Raw genomic sequence first — 20,078 nt, 5'->3', positions numbered from 1 at the left:
ATCAGCCCACGCCAGGCGCGCCGGCGTCTTCGTGCTGCAGTACCGCTGTGAGATCGTCGCGCACCTTACGGGCAAGCTTCCTCGTCGAGCGCTTCGGACTGTCGCCGAAAAGCCCGGCCGCCTCGGCGAGGCAGGTCTTTTTCAGGCTCTTTTCCGAGCGCTTCAGCAGCTTGGCAAGCAACCGCGTGTCCTCAGGGGGGCCAAGCGGCTGGTCCTCGGCATCGAGAAGCGCGCGCATAACGAACACATCGTGCAGTTCGCCGAGCCGCTCGCCCAATTCGTCGACGGCCTTGCGCCGCGTCTTGATTGGCGTCGGCCAGAGCCGGCCGAGCAGCGACAGGTGCATGCCATGCGTCTTGGCCGCCTTGCGCAGATCGTGAAAGTCATCGGCTTCGCCGCGCGAAGCCGCCTTGTCCAGCGCTTTCCTGGCGCGGCGCAAAGTGGTGCGCGCGCCTTCGGCGAGCACGTCGGCAGCCTGCTCCGGCTGGTCGGGCAGAGCGAGCTTGTCGATCCGGACGACACCTTCCTCGCAAGCGGCAATCGCCGCGCCTATCGCAGCATCGATGCCTGCTCCGCCATGCAGTTCATGCTGGCGCGCGACGAGCCTGTCGCGAACGGCATCGAGACCGCCTCCGGCGCTTTGTTCGGGAAAGATTGCCGCCAGCCGCTCGATTGTTTCGACCAGCGCGGTCGCCTCGCGCGGACCGGCAAGCAGAGCCGCCACCCGGCGGTAGCACTGGTTCTCGGTCACGCAGAACGTTTCGTCTCCGGAACGGACCAGGCGCAGCAAGGCCCGGACGTTCTTCAGCCGTTTGCGGCATTTGTGCAGCCCCTGTTCGGGCCTGTCACGCGCCGCGTTCAGATGGTCGAGCGCCTTGCCGATCTCCTCGGCGAGGATGCGCCGGACCTCGCCGGTCAGCGACATGCGCGGATCGATACGAAAGCTCATGCGACGATCTCCGGAACCCCCCCAAGGGCGAGCGACGCGTTGTAAAATCTCTGCTCGCCGGTGACTTCGCGGCCGAGCCAATCTGGCAGCATTTCGTCCGGTACATCCTCCGGCGTCTCGAGCTCGGCGATCACCAACCCCGCAAGTGTCCCGCCGAAGACATCGACTTCGTAGAGATAGCCGCGGTGTCTAACATGGTGGCGTGTCTTCTCGATGACACGTCCGATGGCAAAGGCCTGCATCTCCTGCGCATCCGCCAAAGGCACCGGATATTCGAATTCATCGCGCTCGCGTGCCTGGCTGCCGAACTTGAGCGTCAGCTTGGCAGCGGCGTCATTGCTGATGCGCATACGCGCCGTGCGGGTAGGCTCGGCGACAAGATAGAATTGACGGATATGGATGTCCGCCTCGACCATTCCCCGCCATTCCTCACCTGAGACCAGGAATTTACGCTCGATTTCCTTGCCCATGGCCCGGCACTAAAGCGCGCACGGCCAGAGTTGGCAAGCCGCTTGACCGCAATTGACTTTAATCATTCGATTGATTAAAGTATCGGCCATGATCAAATTGCCCAGCGCCAGCGGCCTTCCTCATGAGGCGCCCAAGACCGCCGCGGATATGACGCGGACGGCCCTCGTACGCGCGGCGCTGAAGCTGTTCGGACGCCAGGGTTTCGACGGCACGTCGACGCGCCAGATCGCGGCTGAGGCCAAGGCCAATATCGGCTCGATCGCCTATCATTTCGGCGGCAAGGAAGGGCTTCGCAACGCGGCAGCCGACTACATCGTAGACACCATCCAGACCGTTGCGGGCCAGGCGATCGGCAATCTGCAAGCGCCGCCCGCGGCATTGGCGGACACCGAGGCCGCGCGCGCACATTTAGCCGTCGCACTGGAGCGGATGGTCGCCTTCATCGCGGCAAGGCCGGAAGCCGGCGAGATTGTACAGTTCGTCCTGCGTGAGCTGTCGCATCCAACCGCCGCGCTCGACCGTATCTATGACGGCGTGTTCGAACCGGCGCATCACCGGCTCTGCCTGATCTGGGAACAGGCGACGGGTGAGCCGGCCGAGAGCGAGCGCACTAAACTCACCGTATTCACGCTGATTGGCCAGGTCGTTTATTTCCGCATCGGCCGCGAGGCGGTTATGCGCCGGATGGGCTGGCGCGAGATCGGCGATGACGAGGCCGGCAAGATCGCGGCAACAGTAACCGACAATCTCAGCGCGATTTTAGCTCGGCGCGATTTGGCTGTCCGGAAGGATCGTGGATCATGAGCCTGCTCTGTTCTTTGCCGCTTGCTGCCCAGCTTTTCAGCGCCTGCGCGCCGGCAGCACCGCTCGCCGTCGGCTACGTCGAGGGCGATTATGTCCTGCTGGCGCCGATCGAGGTGGCCCAGGTCGAGACGATTGCGGTCAAGCGCGGCGACCGCGTAGCGCCCGGCACGCCGGTGGTGACGCTGGAAAACGCCGACGCCAAGATCGCCATCGCGCAGGCCGAGGCGGCCCTCGCGCAGGCCCAGGCGCAACTTGCCGACCTGCAGGTCGGCAAGCGGCCGGAAGAGATCGCGGTGCTCGAGGCGCAGGTCGACATGGCCAAGGCGCAAGCCGCCGACGCCAAACGCCGTTACGTCCGCGCCAGCGATCTGTTCAAACGCGGCACCGGCACACAGGCCGACTACGACACGGCTTCCGCGACGCTGGAGACGGCCAACGCGCAGGTCGGCCAGGCGGAGGCCAATCTCGCCGTCGGCGGCCTGCCGGCACGGCCGGAGACGATCAAGGCCGCCGACAATCAGGTCAGGCAGGCGCAATCGGCGCTGGAGCAAGCGCAATGGCGGCTGTCGAAGCGCGTGCTGACGGCGCCCTCGCCCGGCCGGGTCAACGATGTCATCCGCTATCCCGGCGACACGGCCGGGCCGACCGCGCCGGTCATCTCCATACTGCCGGACGGCGCGGTGAAGCTCAGCGTCTATGTGCCGGAAAGCGCGTTCTCGTCGGTCGAGGTCGGCACGCTGCTCAACGTGCATTGCGACGGTTGCGGATCAGGCGTGAAGGCACGCGTCAGCTATGTGTCGCCGGATCCGGAATTCACGCCGCCGGTGATCTACTCGCTCGAGACCCGGCAAAAGCTGGTCTATCTGGTCGAAGCGCGCCCGGAGGGCGACGCCAGCGCATTGCAGCCCGGGCAGATCGTCGACGTCGATCTGGCGGACATCGGAAAATGAACGTCATCGACGTGCACGGCCTGGTCAAACGCTTCGGCGACAAGACTGTCGTCGACCATGTGACGATGACCGTGGCCGAAGGCGAGATCGTCGGCTTCCTCGGGCCGAACGGCTCGGGCAAGACGACGACCATCCGCATCATGTGCGGCTTGCTGACGCCCGATGAGGGTGAAGGCACGGTTCTGGGCTTCAACATCCGCACCGACAGCCTGCGGATCAAGCGCGAAGTCGGCTACATGACACAGAGATTCTCGTTCTACGAAGACCTGACGATCGGCGAGAATCTCGAATTCGTGGCGCGGCTCTACCGGCTGAAGCCGCTCGACGAGCATGTGGCTAAGACGCTTGAGGAGCTCGGCCTGACATCGCGCAGGAACCAGTTGGCCGGCACCTTGTCCGGCGGCTGGAAGCAGCGGCTGGCGCTGGCCGCCTGCATCATGCACAAACCGAAACTGCTGCTGCTCGACGAACCGACGGCGGGCGTAGATCCGAAGGCCAGGCGCGAATTCTGGGACGAGATCCACCGGCTGGCGAGCGGCGGCCTGACCGTGCTGGTCTCCACCCATTACATGGACGAGGCCGAGCGCTGCCATCGCATCAGCTACATCTCCTACGGCAAGATGCTGGCCACCGGCACGGTCGAGGACGTGGTGAGGAATGCCGGGCTGACCACATTCGTCCTGCAAGGGCCGCGGCTCGATCAGGTCGCTGCCGCACTTCATGGCCGCCCCGGCGTCGACCAGGTGGCGCCGTTCGGCGCGACGCTGCATGTCGTCGGCTCCGACAGGACGGCTCTTCAGGCAGCGCTCGCCGATGTCGAGAAAGAGCACGAGGGCGTTACGGTGACGCCCGGCGAGACCAGCCTGGAGGATGTGTTCATCCAGTTCATGTCCGGTTCGAAGGACAACATGGGATGAAAAATGGGATAAACAGCGTCTTTTCCTTCGCCAGGCTCGGCGCGCTGCTGATCAAGGAGTTCATCCAGATGCGGCGCGACCGCATCACCTTCGCCATGATGCTGGGGGTGCCGCTGATGCAGTTGGTGCTGTTCGGCTATGCCATCAACAACGATCCGAAGAGCCTGCCGGCAGCGCTGGTGGCGATGAGCAGCGATCCTTACACGCGGGCCATGGTTTCGGCGCTGCAGACCACCGGCTACTACCGCTTCGACCATGTCGCGCAAAGTGCGGCCGAAGCCGAATTCCTGATGGCGCGCGGCGACGTCGCCTTCGTCGTCACCATTCCCGCCGATTTCGCCCGACGGGTCGAGCGCGGCGATAGCCCGCAGATTCTGATCGAGGCGGATGCGACCGACCCGGCCGTCGCCAGCGGCGCCATCTCAACGCTCGGCACCGTCGCCAACCAGGCGCTGCTCAGGGCGCGCGGCATGCAGGAGACAGCGGCCGAAGCTGCCCGGGGCCAGCTCCAGGTCGTAGTGCACCGGCGCTACAATCCGGAAGCCGTATCGCAATACAACATCGTGCCCGGCCTGCTCGGCGTCATCCTGCAGATGACGATGGTAATGATGACCTCGATCGCGCTGACGCGTGAGACCGAGCGCGGCACGATGGAGAACCTTCTGGCGATGCCGTCCAGCCCGCTCGAGATCATGCTGGGTAAGGTGCTGCCGTATCTGGCGGTCGGCGCCGTGCAGGTGCTGGTGGTGCTGGCGGCATCGAAGCTTCTGTTCGCCATCCCCTTCACCGGATCGATGTCGCTGCTGTTGACGGCCGTCCTGATCTTCGTGCTGGCGCTGGTGCTGCTCGGCTACACGATCTCGACGATTGCCCGCACGCAGATGCAGGCACTGCAGCTCACCTTCTTCTTCTTCCTGCCGTCGATCATGCTGTCCGGTTTCATGTTCCCCTATCGCGGCATGCCGGACTGGGCGCAGATTTTCGGCGAGGTGCTGCCGCTGACGCATTTCCTGCGCATCATCCGCGCGGTGATGCTGAAGGGCGCCGAGCTGCCGGCGGTGGCAACGGAGATCGGCTGGCTGGTGGTGTTCGTGGCGCTGTTCGCCGGCGTGGCGCTGGTGCGGTTCCGCCGGACGCTGGATTAGGGTCGAACTCGATCCGCTTGTGCAAATGACCGAGATTCACACCGGCTTGGCCTGACCCGGGACCGGCGCCAATTCAGGTGCATTGAGCCCTTCGAAGGGATCGCGCCAGGTGTCGATTTCTTCAAGCTGCCGATACCAGCGACCGACAGAAGGATAATCATCGAGCGGCAATCGGGCGACGTCGTTGAAGGGCAGAAACGTCGCCATTCGAAAGTCGGCATAGGAAACCGAACTTCCGACCAGCCAGTCTCGCTCGGAAAGCTCGGCATCAAGTATTGCGGCGGCGGTGCTGAAGTCGCTCAGGCCCTCCTCAACCCGCGCCTGATCGATCGGGCCGAGCCCATAGCGCTGTTTGGTCCCGCGTTCGAAATGCACGACGTCGCAGGCTCTTGCGAAGTTCTCTTTGCCCCAACTCAGCCATCGGATCATCTCGGGCTCGTCGTCGCCGGTGCGCCAGAAATGCGAATGCGTGTCGCGTGAAAACCGGCAGGCTATGGCGTCGGCCTCCCAGAGGCTTTTTCCCAAGCCCACAAGGATAGGCAATGAAAGATTTGGATTGAGCGGCCGAAAGCGCTCGGCCTGCCCCGGAGCGAAGGGAGAGGCGAATTCGAACTCGACCTTGGCTTTGAGATACCGTGCCACCGCGACCGCGAGGCGAGGATTGGGATTGCGGCTGAAGAACAGTTTCATTGATCTCAGTCTTTGAAGGGTACCGGTTCGACCGGGCGCAACGGACGCTCAAGCACCTCGAATCGGCACATGACCTGGAACTGGTTGCTATCCTAGCCGGCAGCAATGATCTCGGCATAGGTGCTGAGATCGACATTGCCACCGGAGAGCACCACGGCAATGCATTTCCCGGCAAGGTCGATCTCGCCTGACGACAGCGCGGCCAAGCCGACGCAACCGCCAGGTTCGACGACCAGCTTCAGGCAAGCCATGGCATCGCGCATCGCCTGTGCCACCGCCTTGTCGGAAACGGTGATGGCGCCGGCGAGATTCTTGCGGTTGATCTCGAAAGTGATCGCGCCCGGCTCTGCGACGAGAAGGGCATCGCAGATCGAGGTGTGGCCGGGCGCGTTCGACACCCTGGCGCCTTTGATCAGCGAGCGGCGTGTGTCATCGAAATGCTCGGGTTCCACGGCCCAGACGGCGGTGCCCGGTGAGGCGTCCTTGACCGCTATCGAAATGCCGCTGCTCAACCCGCCGCCGCCGCAGGGGACCACCACCGCATCGAGGCTGACGCCAAGCGCGCTTGCTTGGCGCATCAATTCGAGGCCGATCGTGCCTTGGCCGGCGACGATGGCCGGATCGTCGTAAGGCGGCACCAGGACCATGCCCTTTTCCACGTAAGAACGGACGACGGCAGTGCGATCGTCGCGGACCCGGTCGAAGGTGATCACTTCCGCGCCCATCTTCCTGACATTGCCGACCTTCATCGCCGGCGCATCGGTGGGCATGGCGATGACGGCCTTGACGCCGAACATCGCCGCCGAGGCAGCGACGCCTTGCGCGTGATTACCCGACGAGAAGGCGACGACGCCACGACTGCGCTCTTCGTTGCTCAGTGAAGACAGTTTGTTATACGCGCCGCGGAACTTGAAGGAGCCGGTGCGCTGCAACGTCTCGGGCTTGAACAGGATCCTGGCGCCGAAGCGCTTGTTCAACTCCGGCGATTCGATCAGCGGCGTTTCGACGATCAGGCCGGACAATCGCGCTGCTGCGCTGCGGATATCGGCGATGCCGGGAGGGGTGATCATGGCGAGGTCCTGCAAGAAATGAGACCGCCTATGGTGCACGGAAAGGGAGGCCGCGCACCAATGAAAAAATGTGACGGTTACAATTCGTCTTGCAGGCAGGAGAGGAGCGTGCCTGCCACCTGCCGCCTCCTCGTCTCTCCGCCATGCGGTCGTCGCTTCAATCGACAAATCGTTGCCGATTGACCGGCTTGGCCGCCGCTCCTCACCCCAACAGCGTCTTTTGCCGTTTGGGACCGCCCATCTTACGCCAGGTGTTGAAGCGGTGGGTGGCGGCGGCGAAGGAGATCTTCATCTGCTGGGCGACCGAATAGCGCGACTTGCCCTCGTCGAACAGGCGATAGCAGCACTCGACACCCTCCTCAGTCAACTTGCCATCGGGAGCCTTGTTGTGCGGATTGGCGGGATCGAATTTTTCGACCTGCTGCTCGACCAGGCCTTTCAGGCGCTGCAGATCCGCCTCGATGTTGGCGATCAGGTCGAGGACTGGTTTGGGATCAAACGGCTGCTGTTTTTCCGGCATCTGCGGGTTCCTTTCTCTTGGTTCAGATTCGGTTATATAAGTGAACGTTCACCGATAGCAAACGACGACCTGCTCGGGGTTTCGAAATCTGTAGCTTTTGAGCATGAGTGGAGCACGCACGATTGACCGGCGACGTGCAAGGTCATAGTTTAGAACTATTCTAAACTAAGGTGAATTTCTCATGCTTTCCCGCGTTTTCGGCCTCGGCCGCCGTTCCTTTGAATCGCTCTCGGAACAGGAGATCCTGGCGCTCGCCATCTCCTCCGAGGAGGATGACGGGCGCATCTATCGCGCCTATGCCGACGGGCTGGCGGAAAGCTTTCCGCAATCGGCCAAAGTGTTCGAAGAGATGGCGGAGGAAGAGGACGGCCATCGCGATTCACTGATCGAGCTTTACCGCAAGCGTTTCGGCGAGCGGATACCGCTGATCCGGCGCGAACATGTGAAGGGTTATTACGAGCGCAAACCGGACTGGCTGGTGAGGCCGCTCGGCGTCGATCATGTGCGCAGCCAAGCCGAGGCCATGGAGCGGCAGGCCTACCTGTTCTATGTCGAGGCGGCCAAGCGCACAGGCGATGCGTCGACGCGAAAGCTGCTCGACGATCTGGCGATCGCAGAACAGGGCCACGAGACACTGGCGCAGCGGCTCGAACAAAAGCATGTGCCGGGCGCGGTCAAGGACGAAGAGGCGGCGGCCGAGCAGCGCCAGTTCATCCTGACCTACGTACAACCGGGGCTGGCGGGGCTGATGGATGGGTCGGTGTCAACACTGGCGCCGATCTTTGCCGCCGCCTTTGCCACGCACGACACGTTCCAGACCTTTCTGGTCGGGCTTGCTGCCTCGATCGGCGCCGGCATCTCGATGGGTTTCACCGAAGTGGCCTCCGACGACGGTAAGTTGTCGGGCCGCGGCTCGCCGGCAAAACGCGGTCTGACCGTCGGCGTCATGACAACGCTGGGCGGGCTCGGCCATGCGCTGCCCTATCTCATCCCGCTTTTCTGGACGGCGACCATTGTCGCCGCCGTGGTGGTTTTCTTCGAGCTGTGGGCGATCGCCTTCGTGCAGAACCGCTATATGCAGACGCCATTCTGGCGCGCCGCCTTCCAGGTGGTGCTGGGTGGCGCGCTGGTGTTTGCGGCAGGGGTGCTGATCGGGAATGCATAGCAGCCCCTATCCGTTCACCACCCGGCTGTCTGCTGGCGCCTCGGCGCGTTCGGTCAGGCCGTAGTCGCGCACGACGTGGGCGATGCGCAAACGATAGTCGGCAAAGATACCGCCGCGGCCGGCTTTCTGGGCCTGCCGATGTTCCTGCGTGTTGCGCCAGGCCTTCACCGCTTCCTCGTCGCGCCAGAAGGACAGCGACAGGATGCGGTTCGGATCGGCAAGGCTCTGGAAGCGCTCGATCGACAGGAAACCGTCGATGCCGTCGAGCAGCGGCCGCAGGTCGGCGGCGATGCCGAGGTAGGCTTCGCGCTTGCCCGCCGCCGGCTCGACCTCGAAGATGACGGCGATCATGGCTTCACCAAAGGACCATGCGGCCCGGAGGCCAGCTTGAGGAAGATGCGATCCTCCTTCAGGATGAATTTTTCCCGCCGGGCGAACTCGTAATTCGCCTTGCCGGCGGGATCGGCGGCGAGCCGGGCGCGGTAGACTTCGTAGGCCGCAAGACTGTCGATGTTGTAGGCGGCATAAGCCGTGGTGGCCGAGCCTTCGTGCGGCGCGAAATAGCCGATCAGATCGGCGCCGCAGCGCGGGATCGCCTGCCCCCAATTGCGGGCATATTCCTCGAACGCCGCCTTGCCGAACGGATCGATCTCGTAGCGGATGAAGCAGGTAATGGTCATTTTCGCCTCCTTGGCGGGTGGATGTTTCTTGCGACCACAGTTCGAGCCGGGTCGAAACGTTCCGAAGATCGATATGCTAGGCAATCCCTCGCTGATCATGCCTGCCAGAAGGATTTCGCGTATTCGCGACGGACGTCTTCGGGTGTCAGGCCAAGGTCACGCAGCAGATGATCGTCGATTTCGGCGAGATCGAGGCGCTGCGAATGACGGTCGTACCACCGCTTCAGGAGCCGCAGCCGCAAGCGGCGCAAGACAATGAACGGGAACGGCCGGCGAGCAGGCGCGGCGCTGAGAATGGTCCTTGCAGGCATCGTCGTCTCCTTGATTTGCATCGAGATTAATGCTTATCTGACGAGGATGCTTCGATGAGGAACGAACTATGCGCGAAGGACCTGACATAGCCCGCATTGCCAGCCTGGTCGGCGATCCGGCGCGGGCAAACATGCTGTCCGCACTGATGGGCGGCACGGCACTGACGGCGAGCGAACTGGCACTCGAGGCCGGCGTGTTGCTGCCGACCGCGAGCTCGCATCTGTCGAAGCTGATGGAAGGCGGGCTGCTGACGCTGGCGAGCCAGGGACGGCACCGCTATTACGGCCTCGCCGGGCCGCAGGTGGCGGGGATGATCGAGGCGATCACCGGCGTTGCCGCCGCGGTCGGGCCGCAGAGGGTGCGACCCGGCCCTCGCGACGCGGCCATGCGCGTGGCGCGGGTCTGCTACGACCACCTCGCCGGCGAGCAGGCGGTGGCGATGCTGGACCGTCTTGTCGCTCGACAAGTGCTCCTGCGCGACGACAAGGAGATCCAGCTTGGGCCGTCGGCCGCCTCGCATTTCGCCGCGATCGGCATCGACATCCATACCAAAGCGCGGCGACCGGTGTGCCGGGCGTGCCTCGACTGGAGCGTGCGGCGTTCGCACCTTGCCGGCACGCTGGGCGCCGCCATTCTCGACAAGATCCTCGCCGAGAAATGGGCGCGGCGCGAGAAGGACAGCCGTGCCGTGATCTTTTCACCGGTAGGCAAGCAGGCCTTCGAGAAGACGTTTCTCGCCTGACAGATCGCTTCGAGGCGCTAGAACGGTTCGTCGTTTCACGGAAACGCCGAACCGCTCTATCTTTTGTTTTGACGCAATTCCGGACGGAAAACCGTTTCACACTTCTTTCCTGGAATTGCTCTAAAGCGCGTCGCGTTCGACCGGCGTCATGCGACGCGCTTTAGGTTCTTGTTTGATGCATGTCGTTATCGCAAAACCGCTGCACACTTTTGCGCGACATGCACTAGTCGCGCTTGAGCAGCTTGGCCTGCTTGAAAAAATCCGCCCAGGGATCGGCTTGCCCGAGCCGCTTCAGCGTCGTCTTGTCGCCGATCGGAAAGGCGTTCGGCGGCAATCCGGCCTCGATCTCCACCCAGGTCACCGGCATCGATACCGTGGCGCCCTTTTTGGCGCGCGACGAATAGGGGGCGACGGTGGTGGCGCCGCGGCCGTTGCGCAGATAATCGACGAAGATCCTGCCCGTGCGTGCCTTCTTCGACAGCGTCGCCGTGTAGCGGTCGGGTGCGCCCTGTTCGAGCGCTCGGGCGAACTCATGGGCGAAGCCCTTGACCTCGTCCCAATCCGCCGACGGCTTCAGCGGCACGACGACGTGGTAGCCCTTGCCGCCCGAGGTCTTGACGAAATTCGGCAGGGACAGTTCGTCGAGTCGGCCGCGGATATCGAGTGCCGCCGCGCGCACCGCCTTCACGTCGACGCCCTCGTCGGGATCGAGATCGAAGATGATCTGGTCCGGCTTATCCAGTTGGTCCGTGGCCGAACCCCAGATGTGTATTTCGACCACGCCGAGCTGCACCAGAGCCACGACACCGTCGAAATCGCGGATGAACAATATCTCCTCGCCGTCGGTCGGATCCTTCATCACGGCGATCTTGTCGTGCATGCCGGCCGAGGCATGCTTCTGGAAGAAGCGTTGGCCGCCGACGCCGTCCGGCGCCCGCACGAGGCTGAGCGGCCGATTGATGACGAACTGCTTCATGCGCGGCCAGACCAGCGCGTAGTGATCGACCAGATCCTGCTTCGATACGTTCTCCTCGGGCCACAGAAGCTTGTCAGGGCGGGACAGCGTAACCGAGGTTTTCGCCGCGCCTGCGGTTTTGGTGGGCTTTGGCTTCGGCTCTGCCGTGGCTGAGCGTGCTTTCGGTTTCTCCTGCACGACTTCCTCCGCCGGCTTGTCCTCGCGCAATCCCTGGAAGGACGCGTGGCGTATTATACGGTCCGACGTCCAACTGCGAAACTCCACTTCGCCGACAAGTTCGGGCTTGACCCAGACCAGCCCCTTGCCCCTTGGCACCGCGCTGTCGAAGGGCGAGGTTGTCGTCTTCAGCGCATCAAGCCTTTTCTTCAGCTCGTTGGTGCTTTTGGCCGTGAAGCCGGTGCCGACGCGGCCGGCATAGCGCAGCTTGCCGCCCTCGTGATAGCCGACCAGCAGCGAGCGCAGGCCACGCCCGGTCTTGTCCGACGGCATGTAGCCGCCGATGACGAATTCCTGGCGCGCCGTGCATTTCGACTTCACCCAGGAGGGAACACGCCCGCTGCGGTAGGGCGCATCGGCACGCTTGGAGACGACGCCTTCGAGGCCCAGGCGGCAAGCATGCTCCAGCATGATCTTGCCGGGCTCGGCAAAGTGGTCGCTGAAGCGCACGGCCTGCTCTTCGGTCTGTCCGGCGAGCAGGCTGCGCAGCCTTTCCTTGCGCTCGACCAGCGGCTCGGAACGGATGTCTTGACCATTGAGCTGCAACAGGTCGAAGACATAGTAGATGAAACGGTCCGTACGGCCCGCCGACAGATCTTGCTGAAGCAGCGAAAAGGACGACACGCCATTATCCGCCAGCACGACGATTTCGCCGTCGATGACGGCATCGGTACATTTCAGGCCGCCAAGTGCCGCGATAATTGAGCCACCAAATTTGTCGGTCCAGTCGAGGCCGGTGCGTGTCAAAAGCCGCACCTCGGTACCGGCAAGCTGCGCCTGCATGCGATAGCCGTCGAACTTCACCTCATGCAGCCAGTCCTTACCGGGCGGGGCGTCCCGCTCCAGCGTGGCGAGCGCCGGCTCGACGAATTCGAGCCGCCTTGCCGCGACAGCCTTCGCTTTGCCGGCGGCCGGCCTGTCGGACTGCCAAACCCTTGGCTTCTTGCCGTCGGCGGTCTTGCCTTCGCCGACCTCCTCGATGGTCAGGCCGGATTTCACCGATTGCGGCGCCTCCTGCAAAATGTCCTCACCGGGACGCGCGGCGGCATCGTCGGACTTGATCAGCAGCCAGTTGTCGCGTTTTTCGCCGGGCCGCGGCTTCAGCCGCACCAGATGCCAGGCGCCATGCAATTTGTGGCCATGCAGTTCGAAATTGATATGGCCTTTCTTCATCCCTTTGGCAGGGTCGCCTTCGGGGACCCACGTGCCTTCGTCCCAGACAATGACCGAGCCGCCGCCATATTGGCCCTTGGGGATGGTGCCTTCGAACGGCGCATAGTCGATCGGGTGGTCCTCGACATGCACGGCGAGCCGCTTCTCATGCGGGTCGAGGCTGGGGCCTCGCGTGACCGCCCAGCTCCACAGCACGCCGCCATGCTCGAGACGAAGGTCGTAGTGAAGCCTGGTGGCGGCATGCTTGTGGATGACGAAGATGCCACCCGGCTCGGCTTTCTTGCCGCGCGCGAGCTTACCGGCCGGTTCGGCGGTCTTCTTGAAATCGCGCTTGGCGTGATATTGCTCGAGGCCGGCCATGGTCTGATCCTAAGCCGATTTGCGCCGGGCGGCTTTGGGCTTGGCGGCTTTTGCCGGGCGTCTGGCCTTTGCCGGCGGGCTGGCCTCCGACGAAAGGCTCTTCTTCAGTGCATCGAAGAGATTGACGACGTTGGAGGGCCGCGGTTCTGCCTTGGTCTTCGGTGCCTTCTTGCCGGCCTTCTTGGCGCGGACCAGCTCGATCAGCGCGTTTTCGTATTTGTCCTCGAATTCGGAAGGATCGAACTTCGCCTGTTTCTCATCGACGATGTGTTCGGCCAGCCTGATCATCTCGGCGTCGGTCTTCACCGGCTTGATGTCGCCGAACACCATCTCCGGCCTGCGAACCGTATCGCCATAGCGCAGCGTCGTCAGCAGCAGGCCCTTCTCCAGCGGCTCGATGACCACCGGACGCTCGCGGCGGTAGAGCACGATGCGGGCAAGGCCCGCCGTCTTCTTGGCGGCCATGGCGTCGCGGATGACGGCAAAAGCCTCTTCCGAGACATCGTCCGCAGGCGTCACATAATAGGGCGTGTCGAGATAGATCTGCTGGATCGAAGATTTTTCGATGAACCCGTCGAGGCTCATCGTATGCGAGGATTCGATCTGGACGGCTTCGATCTCCTCCTCCTCGATTTGGACGAAATCGCCGTCGCCGATCTCGTAGCCCTTGATCTCGTCGCCTTCATCGAGCGGCTTGCCGCTTGCCGAATCGACATAGACGCGCCTGACAGTGTTGCCAGTCTTGCGGTTGAGCACGCGGAACGAAACTTTTTCGGCCTGGGTGACGACATTGGTCACTTCGACCGCGCAGGTGACCAGCGAAAGCTTGAGGTACCCTCTCCAGGCGGGGCGCGGCGCCATGACAAACTCCCTGCGCGACAACGTTCAACCGAGAACGGGCAAAGTCCGTTCCGGTTCCGGCGGCGCAAAAGGCAAGTCCGGGCTTTCGGCCCAGCCTTGCCTGAACTCCATTCTCGATCGCGGCCCTACTCGGCGGCTTGCAGGTTGATCTTGCTTTCCGCCATCTCGGTAAGCTTGCGGTCGGTTGCCTGTTCCTCCTTGAGGTTGTTGGCCAACACATTGGCGCAGTCGCTGCGGCCCAGTTGCTTGGCCCAGGCAATCAAGGTGCCGTAACGGGTCATCTCATAATGCTCGACCGCCTGGGCGGACGCGATCAGTGCAGCGTCGAGGACCTCCTTGTCGGCGATGTCGCCGCTGACCTCATCGGCCTCTTCGAGAATGCCATCGATGGCCGGGCAGTCGACTTCCTTGGCCTTCACGCCGTGCAGCTCGAACACCTGCTCGACACGCTGAATATGACCCTTGGTCTGGGCGAGATGCTTCTCAAAGCCGGCTTTCAACTGCGGATCACTCGCCTTGTCGATCATCTTCGGCAGCGATTTCTCGATCTGTTTCTCGGCGTAATAAATGTCGCGCAGCGTGTGCACGAAGAGATCGTCGAGTGTTTTGATGTCCTTCGAAAAGAAGCCCATGGCCTTTGCCTTTCCATTGCTCTTGCTGTTTCGGATTTTTGGCTGCGGCTTCAGCCGGAAGCTGCAGCCCGCGCACCCGGTTCGTCCCGGCACTGGGAAATCAACGTGCGGCTGACGGGCCGGTTCCTGGTTTTTCGACCACGTGCACGGAAATTTCGCGGTGGCAGCAAAAGTGAAACAAACGCGCGCCTCGGCGACATTCAGGCGAAACATATGTGATGCAAAAGTCACACTGGGCGAAATGCCAACGGACAGCACGGAAACACCGCGAATCAGCCGCATTGCAGCCATGAACAAAGGCATTTTCGACCAGAGATTAACATCGCGTTCACCGACTATTCACGCTTGGACGCTATGATCCCAGCAATTCGGAAGGGACATCCGAAACGGGACAGGGACCGAGTAAAATGAGCTTCTGGAATCAAATCGCCGGCTATGCCGCCGCCATTCGCGAATTCGTCGCGCCGACCTATCGGCCCGAGCGCTATTACATGCGCGGCCCAGGCCCCGCCTGCGCGCGCCGTGGCAACACGCTTGGGATCAGCGTGCACTGATGATGACCAGGGAAAGCCGTCACGACAGCCGTATCTGCCGGCCCGACGCCGACAACCGGTCAACGACCTATCGCGCCGAGCGCCCTGCGCTGACCGACAGACGTCGGGCGACAACGCCAAGCCTCTAACATTCCGGGCTTGATCCAGCCGCCGGCAGGCCTAGTGTCGCCTGATACCAGCTGCCGGGCGCCACGTGATCGTCAAGCCGAACCATTCTCCTGAGCCGCCAGAATTCGAATCAAGTCGCCCGTTGATCGTGTTCGACGGCGTCTGCGTGTTGTGCTCGGGTTTTGTGCGGACGGTGGTAAAGCTCGACCGCAAGGGCCACTTCCATTTCGTAACGGCGCAATCGCCGCTCGGCGAGATGCTGTTCAAGAAATACGGGCTGCAGACGGATCGCTACGAGACCAATCTCGTCATCGTCGATGGCGCGGCTTTCACAGGCCTGGACAGTTTCGTTGCCGTCATGGCCGAACTCGGCTGGCCATGGCGAGCGGCGCGGATCCTGCTGTTGTTGCCGCGCCCGCTTCGCGACTGGCTCTACGATCGCATCGCAAAGAACTGCTACGCCCTGTTCGGCAAGAAGGACAATTGTGAAATCCCTTCCGCCGAGGTGAGGGCAAGATTGATCGGCTAGGCTCATCGCCGTGGCCGGGAGCGGCGCGGGGCATTTTGGGGGAACTGCGGATGAAGGTTCTTGTCGTCGGCGGTTATGGCACCTTTGGCGGTCGCACCGTCGAGCTTTTGGAGGGCGAGCCCCATCTGATCCTGTTCGTCGCCGGGCGCTCGCTCGCCAAGGCTGACGCGTATTGCAAGAAGCGCGCCCCGACGGCAGCGCAACTGCTGCCGGCACTGTTCGACCGTGACGGCGATCTCGCCGTGCAACTCGCTGCATTTGAGCCTGATATTGTGGTCGACGCGAGCGGTCCGTTCCAGGCCTATGGCGAGGGACGCTATGGCCTGATCGAGGCATGCATCGCCCGGCGCGTCAACTATCTCGATCTTGCCGACGGCTCGGATTTCGTCGCCGGTGTCTCTGCGTTCGACGAGGCGGCGCGAAACGCCGGCGTCTTCGTGCTATCCGGAGTCTCGAGCTTTCCGGTGCTGACGGCGGCGGTTGTGCGCCGCCTGTCTTCGGACCTGACGCGGGTCGACGGAATTCGCGGCGGCATCGCGCCGTCGCCCTTCGCCGGTGTCGGCGGAAACGTCATTCGCGCTATCGCCGGTTACACCGGTCAGCCGGTGCGCCTTGTTCGTAATGGCCGTCCCGAACAAGGCTGTCCGTTTACCGAGCAGCTGCGCTATACTATCGCGCCGCCGGGCCGGCTGCCGCTTCGAAACACGCTGTTTTCGCTGGTCGACGTTCCGGACCTGCGTGCTCTGGCCGAGCTTTGGCCGGAGGCGAGGACCATCTGGATGGGAGCCGGGCCGGTACCCGCGGTGCTGCACCGCACCCTGATCGGCCTCGCCTGGCTGGTGCGCGCCGGGTTGATCGGTTCGCTTTCGCCGCTGGCGCCGCTGATGCATCAGGCGACGAACCGGCTGCGCTGGGGCGAGCATCGCGGCGGCATGTTCGTCGAGGTGGAGGGATCGGACCGCGCGGGCGCCACCGGCAAGCGCTCGTGGCATCTCTTGGCCGAGGGCAACGATGGGCCGCTGATCCCGTCGATGGCGGTTGAAGCGCTGGTCCGCAAAGTGCTGGCCGGACATCAGCCCGCGCCGGGCGCACGGGCGGCGGTGCGCGATTTAGAGCTCCGGGACTATGAGGCCCTGTTCGCCGGGCGGACGATCTACACCGGCTTCAGGAACGGGGCCGCGGACGAGGACAAGCCGCTCTATGCCGAGCTGCTCGGTGCCGCCTGGCAAGGCCTTCCCGAGGCAATTCGGTCAATGCATGACCGTACGATCACGGCCGCAGGCCGCGCTAGCGTAGAACGCGGGCACAATGTTCTTGGCCGGCTAATGGCCTGGATGGTCGGCTTCCCCGGAGCAAGCGAGGACATCCCGGTTCATGTCCGCTTCGACACCGACAAGGACGGCGAGACCTGGACGCGGACATTCGGCAAGCACAGTTTTTCGAGCCTACAGTTCGCAGGCCGGGGTCGATTGCAGCGCCTGCTGTGCGAACGCTTCGGCCCGCTGACCTTCGCGATGGCACTGGTTGCCGAGGACGGCCGGCTGGCACTGGTCTTGCGCCGCTGGAGCTTTTTTGGCTTGCCGCTGCCGATGTGGCTCGGTCCACGCTCGACTTCCTACGAAACGGTGGAGGATGGCCGCTTCCGCTTCCATGTCGATATCTCGCATCCGCTTGCCGGCATGATCGCCCGCTACCGTGGCTGGCTAGAGCCTTCCGACCCGCACGGCTCCAGCGAGATCGTGTCGCCTGCCACCTTGCCAAATTCGCGGCAGTCCTGAGCCGTGCACAGCGTCCAGCCTTGACCCGTGGCGCCCGAGGCGGCGAGCACCAGGCGCGGCTGTGGCCCGACCCGGGGCGCATAGACCCACCAGCCGTCGCGCAGCGCCGAGCCTTGCGGTGGCTCCATGCCGGCGCCCGAGCCCTTGATTCGTGCCTCGACGAGTTGCAGGCCGGACGGCAGCACCTTCCAGTCTTCCTGCCACTGGGTCTTCTCCACAGAATGCGTCCAGGAGAGCGTGAAGGCGGCGACCGCGAGCGTCATCGTCTTGCCGGCCGCGACGATGCAGAGGCTCATGCCGAATTGGCCAGCGACGCCTGCCGCGCGCGCCAGCAGTGCCACCCGATCCAGGCAAGAGACAGCGCCCAGCCCGCCTCGTCGGTGAGCGGCAGCGCCGCAACCAGCAGCACGCCAGCGGCGAAGGCGACGAGGCGTTCCCACCAGGCCATGCGCCGGGCGAGAAAGCCGACGGCGGCGGCGCCCCACAGGACGATGCCCATGCAGGCTTTGATGACGATGTAGGCGACCTCGACGGGATAGCCGAACTGGGCGGCGATCGGGCCGGGGTCCTGCAGCATCAGCGCCGGGGTATAGACCGCCATGAACGGCACCACGAAGCCAGCAATGGCAAGCTTGGTGGCCTGGATGCCGATCTTGAGGCCGCTTTCCTTGGCCATGGGTGCGGCGGCGAAGGCGGCCAGCGCCACGGGCGGGGTGAGATCAGCCATGATGCCGAAATAGAAGACGAACATATGGCTGACCACCAGCGGCACGCCGAGCGACAGAAGCGCCGGCCCGGCTAGCGACGAGGTGATGATGTAATTGGGAATGGTCGGGATGCCCATGCCGAGCACCAGGCAGGTGAGCATGGTCAAAAGCAGCGACAGGAACAGATTGTTCTCGCCGATCGAGATGATCCAGCCGATGAAGGTCGAGGCGATGCCGGTGAGCGTCAGCGTGCCGATGACGATGCCGACGATGGCGCAGGCAATGCCGACCGGCAGCGCGTTCTTTGCTCCCTCGGCAAGGGAATCGACGCATATGCGCAGTGTCTCGCGCCCGCCCTTGAAGGTGAGGCAGGCGACGACCAGCACGGCGATGACCAGGCTGAGGATGTTGACGCCGAACTTCATGAAGGAAGCGGCGGCAAGCCCGAGCGCCAGCCAGAAGACGACGCGGAAGGCGAGCGGCCCGATCGATGCCGCCAGCGGCGTGCCGAGGATAAGCACAATGGTCAACGCCAGGCCCATGGTGCCGGCGAAGACCGGTGTGTAGCCGGCAAACAGCAGGTAGATCAGTGCTGCGAGCGGCAGTACCAGCGGCCAGTGTTGTCTCACCGCATCCCACGGATTGGGCAGGTCGGCCTTGGCCATGCCGTGCAGGCCGGCCTTGCCGGCCTCCAAATGCACCTGCCAGAAACAGGCGCCAAAATAGAGCAGCGCCGGAATGATCGCCGCCTTGACCACCGCGGCATAGGGAATGTTCAGCGTCTCGGCCATGATGAAGGCAACCGCACCCATCACCGGAGGCATGATCTGGCCGCCCATCGACGAGGTCGCCTCGACGGCTCCGGCGAAGGCCGAGCGGAAGCCGAAGCGCTTCATCAGCGGGATGGTGAACTGGCCGCTGGCCACCACGTTGGCGACGCCGGAGCCGGAAATGGTGCCCATCAGCGCCGAGGACAGCACGCAGACCTGCGCCGGGCCGCCGCGCCATGAGCCGACCATGCCAAGCGCAAAATCGTTGAACAGCGCGATCATGCCGGCGCGCTCAAGAAAGGCGGCGAAGACGACGAAGATGAAGATGTAGGCGGCCGAAACATAGATCGGCGTGCCGTAGATGCCTTCGGTGCCATAGGCGAAGGTGTCGACGAGCTGGGCGAAATCATAGCCGCGATGGATGAAAGGCGGCGGCAGATGATTGCCGGCAAATGCGTAGGCGAGAAAGATGAAGGCAATGACGGCGAGCGGCAGCCCCATCAATCGCCGCGCCGCCTCGAAGACCAGCACGACCAGCACCGCGCCGACGATCAGGTCAGGCGTGGTGAGAAAGCCGGAGCGGCGGATGAGGTCGGCATAGAACACCCAATTGTACAGACCGGTGGCGAAGCCAAGCACGCCGAGCGTCCAGAACACTGCTTTCGCCGGGACGCTTTTGGCACGCAGATTGGCGATCAGGGCAAAGCCGAGCAGCAGCAGGAAGCCGACATGCATGGCGCGCACGACCTGGCTCGGCAGGCTGCCGTAGGCGGCGATGTAGATCTGGAAGATGGAGAAGGCGACGGCGATAAAAAAAGCCGCCTTGCCGGCGATGCCTTCGCCGAAGCCCGGTGGCAGGCCTTCGACAGGGATTTCGGCTGTGGTGGAAAGAACGGTCGGGGTTTCGGTCATTGGCGGGGTTCCTGGGGGGCGTCCCGCCCCCAGTGCGGGGGGGGGGGACCGCCCCCGAAGGCGGATGGTCGGGTGGGGTAGCCTCAA

The 20,078-nt window shown here is 63.6% G+C and carries 22 protein-coding genes; 9 read left to right on the top strand and 13 right to left on the bottom strand.

Annotation, left to right across the window (positions count from 1 at the left end; translation table 11 throughout):
* Position 1 precedes the first annotated feature (1 nt).
* The gene (locus NKH01_RS31450) at positions 2-949 is read right to left on the bottom strand and encodes a CHAD domain-containing protein (RefSeq protein ID WP_353024183.1); all 948 of its coding nucleotides are present in this window, start codon (positions 947-949) and stop codon (positions 2-4) included.
* A complete protein-coding gene (locus NKH01_RS31445; protein WP_353024181.1) occupies positions 946-1,419 on the bottom strand; it encodes a CYTH domain-containing protein in 474 nt (157 codons plus the stop codon). Before NKH01_RS31445 ends, NKH01_RS31450 begins: the two co-directional genes overlap by 4 nt.
* A gap of 88 nt (positions 1,420-1,507) precedes the next feature.
* Between NKH01_RS31445 and NKH01_RS31440 the strand changes: the two genes are divergently transcribed.
* Genes NKH01_RS31440 through NKH01_RS31425 form a run of 4 tightly spaced genes read left to right on the top strand, consistent with a single transcriptional unit; the run spans position 1,508 to position 5,236 of the window.
* A complete protein-coding gene (locus NKH01_RS31440; RefSeq protein ID WP_353024179.1) occupies positions 1,508-2,224 on the top strand; it encodes a CerR family C-terminal domain-containing protein in 717 nt (238 codons plus the stop codon).
* Positions 2,221-3,174 carry an HlyD family secretion protein gene (locus NKH01_RS31435; protein WP_353024177.1) on the top strand — a complete coding sequence of 318 codons (954 nt, stop codon included), beginning with the start codon at positions 2,221-2,223 and terminating at the stop codon, positions 3,172-3,174. Before NKH01_RS31440 ends, NKH01_RS31435 begins: the two co-directional genes overlap by 4 nt.
* A complete protein-coding gene (locus NKH01_RS31430) occupies positions 3,171-4,091 on the top strand; it encodes an ABC transporter ATP-binding protein (RefSeq protein ID WP_353024175.1) in 921 nt (306 codons plus the stop codon). The genes NKH01_RS31435 and NKH01_RS31430 overlap by 4 nt, the downstream gene beginning before the upstream one ends.
* A gap of 8 nt (positions 4,092-4,099) precedes the next feature.
* The gene (locus NKH01_RS31425) at positions 4,100-5,236 is read left to right on the top strand and encodes an ABC transporter permease (protein WP_023718863.1); all 1,137 of its coding nucleotides are present in this window, start codon (positions 4,100-4,102) and stop codon (positions 5,234-5,236) included.
* A 36-nt stretch (positions 5,237-5,272) separates the two neighbouring features.
* Here NKH01_RS31425 and NKH01_RS31420 read toward each other — a convergent pair whose 3' ends face one another.
* The 3 genes from NKH01_RS31420 to NKH01_RS31410 all read right to left on the bottom strand — a co-directional run bounded on the left by NKH01_RS31420 (position 5,273) and on the right by NKH01_RS31410 (position 7,516).
* A complete protein-coding gene (locus NKH01_RS31420) occupies positions 5,273-5,926 on the bottom strand; it encodes a glutathione S-transferase family protein (RefSeq protein ID WP_352848277.1) in 654 nt (217 codons plus the stop codon).
* A gap of 92 nt (positions 5,927-6,018) precedes the next feature.
* Positions 6,019-6,996 carry a threonine/serine dehydratase family protein gene (locus NKH01_RS31415; RefSeq protein WP_353024173.1) on the bottom strand — a complete coding sequence of 326 codons (978 nt, stop codon included), beginning with the start codon at positions 6,994-6,996 and terminating at the stop codon, positions 6,019-6,021.
* 202 nt (positions 6,997-7,198) lie between these two features.
* Positions 7,199-7,516 (bottom strand): hypothetical protein, encoded by a 318-nt coding sequence (locus NKH01_RS31410; RefSeq protein ID WP_023718860.1) that lies wholly within the window; start codon positions 7,514-7,516, stop codon positions 7,199-7,201.
* Between the two features lie 181 nt (positions 7,517-7,697).
* Between NKH01_RS31410 and mbfA the strand changes: the two genes are divergently transcribed.
* Complete coding sequence (mbfA, locus tag NKH01_RS31405) at positions 7,698-8,681, top strand: iron exporter MbfA (protein ID WP_023718859.1); 984 nt, start codon at positions 7,698-7,700, stop codon at positions 8,679-8,681.
* A 6-nt stretch (positions 8,682-8,687) separates the two neighbouring features.
* Here mbfA and NKH01_RS31400 read toward each other — a convergent pair whose 3' ends face one another.
* The 3 genes from NKH01_RS31400 to NKH01_RS31390 all read right to left on the bottom strand — a co-directional run bounded on the left by NKH01_RS31400 (position 8,688) and on the right by NKH01_RS31390 (position 9,672).
* Positions 8,688-9,032, bottom strand: coding sequence for an antibiotic biosynthesis monooxygenase family protein (locus tag NKH01_RS31400; RefSeq protein ID WP_023718858.1), 345 nt, complete (start codon positions 9,030-9,032; stop codon positions 8,688-8,690).
* The gene (locus NKH01_RS31395; RefSeq protein WP_353006071.1) at positions 9,029-9,361 is read right to left on the bottom strand and encodes an NIPSNAP family protein; all 333 of its coding nucleotides are present in this window, start codon (positions 9,359-9,361) and stop codon (positions 9,029-9,031) included. Before NKH01_RS31395 ends, NKH01_RS31400 begins: the two co-directional genes overlap by 4 nt.
* Positions 9,362-9,456: 95 nt before the next feature.
* Positions 9,457-9,672, bottom strand: a complete 216-nt coding sequence (locus NKH01_RS31390; protein WP_353024170.1) for a DUF1127 domain-containing protein — start codon at positions 9,670-9,672, stop codon at positions 9,457-9,459.
* A 68-nt stretch (positions 9,673-9,740) separates the two neighbouring features.
* On the opposite strand from NKH01_RS31390, the gene NKH01_RS31385 reads away from it, so the two are divergent.
* Positions 9,741-10,415, top strand: a complete 675-nt coding sequence (locus NKH01_RS31385) for an ArsR/SmtB family transcription factor (protein ID WP_353024168.1) — start codon at positions 9,741-9,743, stop codon at positions 10,413-10,415.
* A gap of 223 nt (positions 10,416-10,638) precedes the next feature.
* On the opposite strand, the gene ligD is transcribed toward NKH01_RS31385, so the two are convergent.
* The 3 genes from ligD to NKH01_RS31370 all read right to left on the bottom strand — a co-directional run bounded on the left by ligD (position 10,639) and on the right by NKH01_RS31370 (position 14,633).
* Complete coding sequence (gene ligD / locus NKH01_RS31380) at positions 10,639-13,140, bottom strand: DNA ligase D (RefSeq protein WP_353024166.1); 2,502 nt, start codon at positions 13,138-13,140, stop codon at positions 10,639-10,641.
* Between the two features lie 9 nt (positions 13,141-13,149).
* Positions 13,150-14,001, bottom strand: coding sequence for a non-homologous end joining protein Ku (gene ku, locus NKH01_RS31375; protein WP_353024164.1), 852 nt, complete (start codon positions 13,999-14,001; stop codon positions 13,150-13,152).
* Between the two features lie 125 nt (positions 14,002-14,126).
* Positions 14,127-14,633 carry a YciE/YciF ferroxidase family protein gene (locus NKH01_RS31370; RefSeq protein WP_023718852.1) on the bottom strand — a complete coding sequence of 169 codons (507 nt, stop codon included), beginning with the start codon at positions 14,631-14,633 and terminating at the stop codon, positions 14,127-14,129.
* Positions 14,634-15,040: 407 nt separating this feature from the next.
* Here NKH01_RS31370 and NKH01_RS31365 point away from each other — a divergent pair, with 407 nt between their 5' ends.
* From NKH01_RS31365 to NKH01_RS31355, 3 genes are all read left to right on the top strand, one after another.
* Entirely contained in the window at positions 15,041-15,187 is a 147-nt protein-coding gene (locus NKH01_RS31365) for a hypothetical protein (RefSeq protein WP_023718851.1), read from the top strand.
* A 256-nt stretch (positions 15,188-15,443) separates the two neighbouring features.
* Entirely contained in the window at positions 15,444-15,824 is a 381-nt protein-coding gene (locus tag NKH01_RS31360; protein ID WP_353024201.1) for a thiol-disulfide oxidoreductase DCC family protein, read from the top strand.
* Positions 15,825-15,874: 50 nt separating this feature from the next.
* Complete coding sequence (locus NKH01_RS31355; RefSeq protein WP_353024161.1) at positions 15,875-17,602, top strand: saccharopine dehydrogenase family protein; 1,728 nt, start codon at positions 15,875-15,877, stop codon at positions 17,600-17,602.
* Here NKH01_RS31355 and NKH01_RS31350 read toward each other — a convergent pair.
* Both NKH01_RS31350 and NKH01_RS31345 read right to left on the bottom strand, forming a co-directional pair.
* Positions 17,515-17,898 (bottom strand): DUF1850 domain-containing protein, encoded by a 384-nt coding sequence (locus NKH01_RS31350; protein ID WP_352858787.1) that lies wholly within the window; start codon positions 17,896-17,898, stop codon positions 17,515-17,517. The genes NKH01_RS31355 and NKH01_RS31350 overlap by 88 nt on opposite strands.
* On the bottom strand, positions 17,895-19,991 hold the full coding sequence (locus tag NKH01_RS31345; protein WP_353024159.1) for a TRAP transporter permease: 2,097 nt from the start codon (positions 19,989-19,991) through the stop codon (positions 17,895-17,897). The genes NKH01_RS31350 and NKH01_RS31345 overlap by 4 nt, the downstream gene beginning before the upstream one ends.
* Positions 19,992-20,078: the final 87 nt, after the last annotated feature.

This window comes from Mesorhizobium sp. M1403 (assembly GCF_040317695.1).
Classification (GTDB): Bacteria; Pseudomonadota; Alphaproteobacteria; order Rhizobiales; family Rhizobiaceae; genus Mesorhizobium.
The sequence above is the reverse complement of the archived record's forward strand: the minus strand, read 5'-3'. Positions and strand labels throughout refer to the sequence as shown.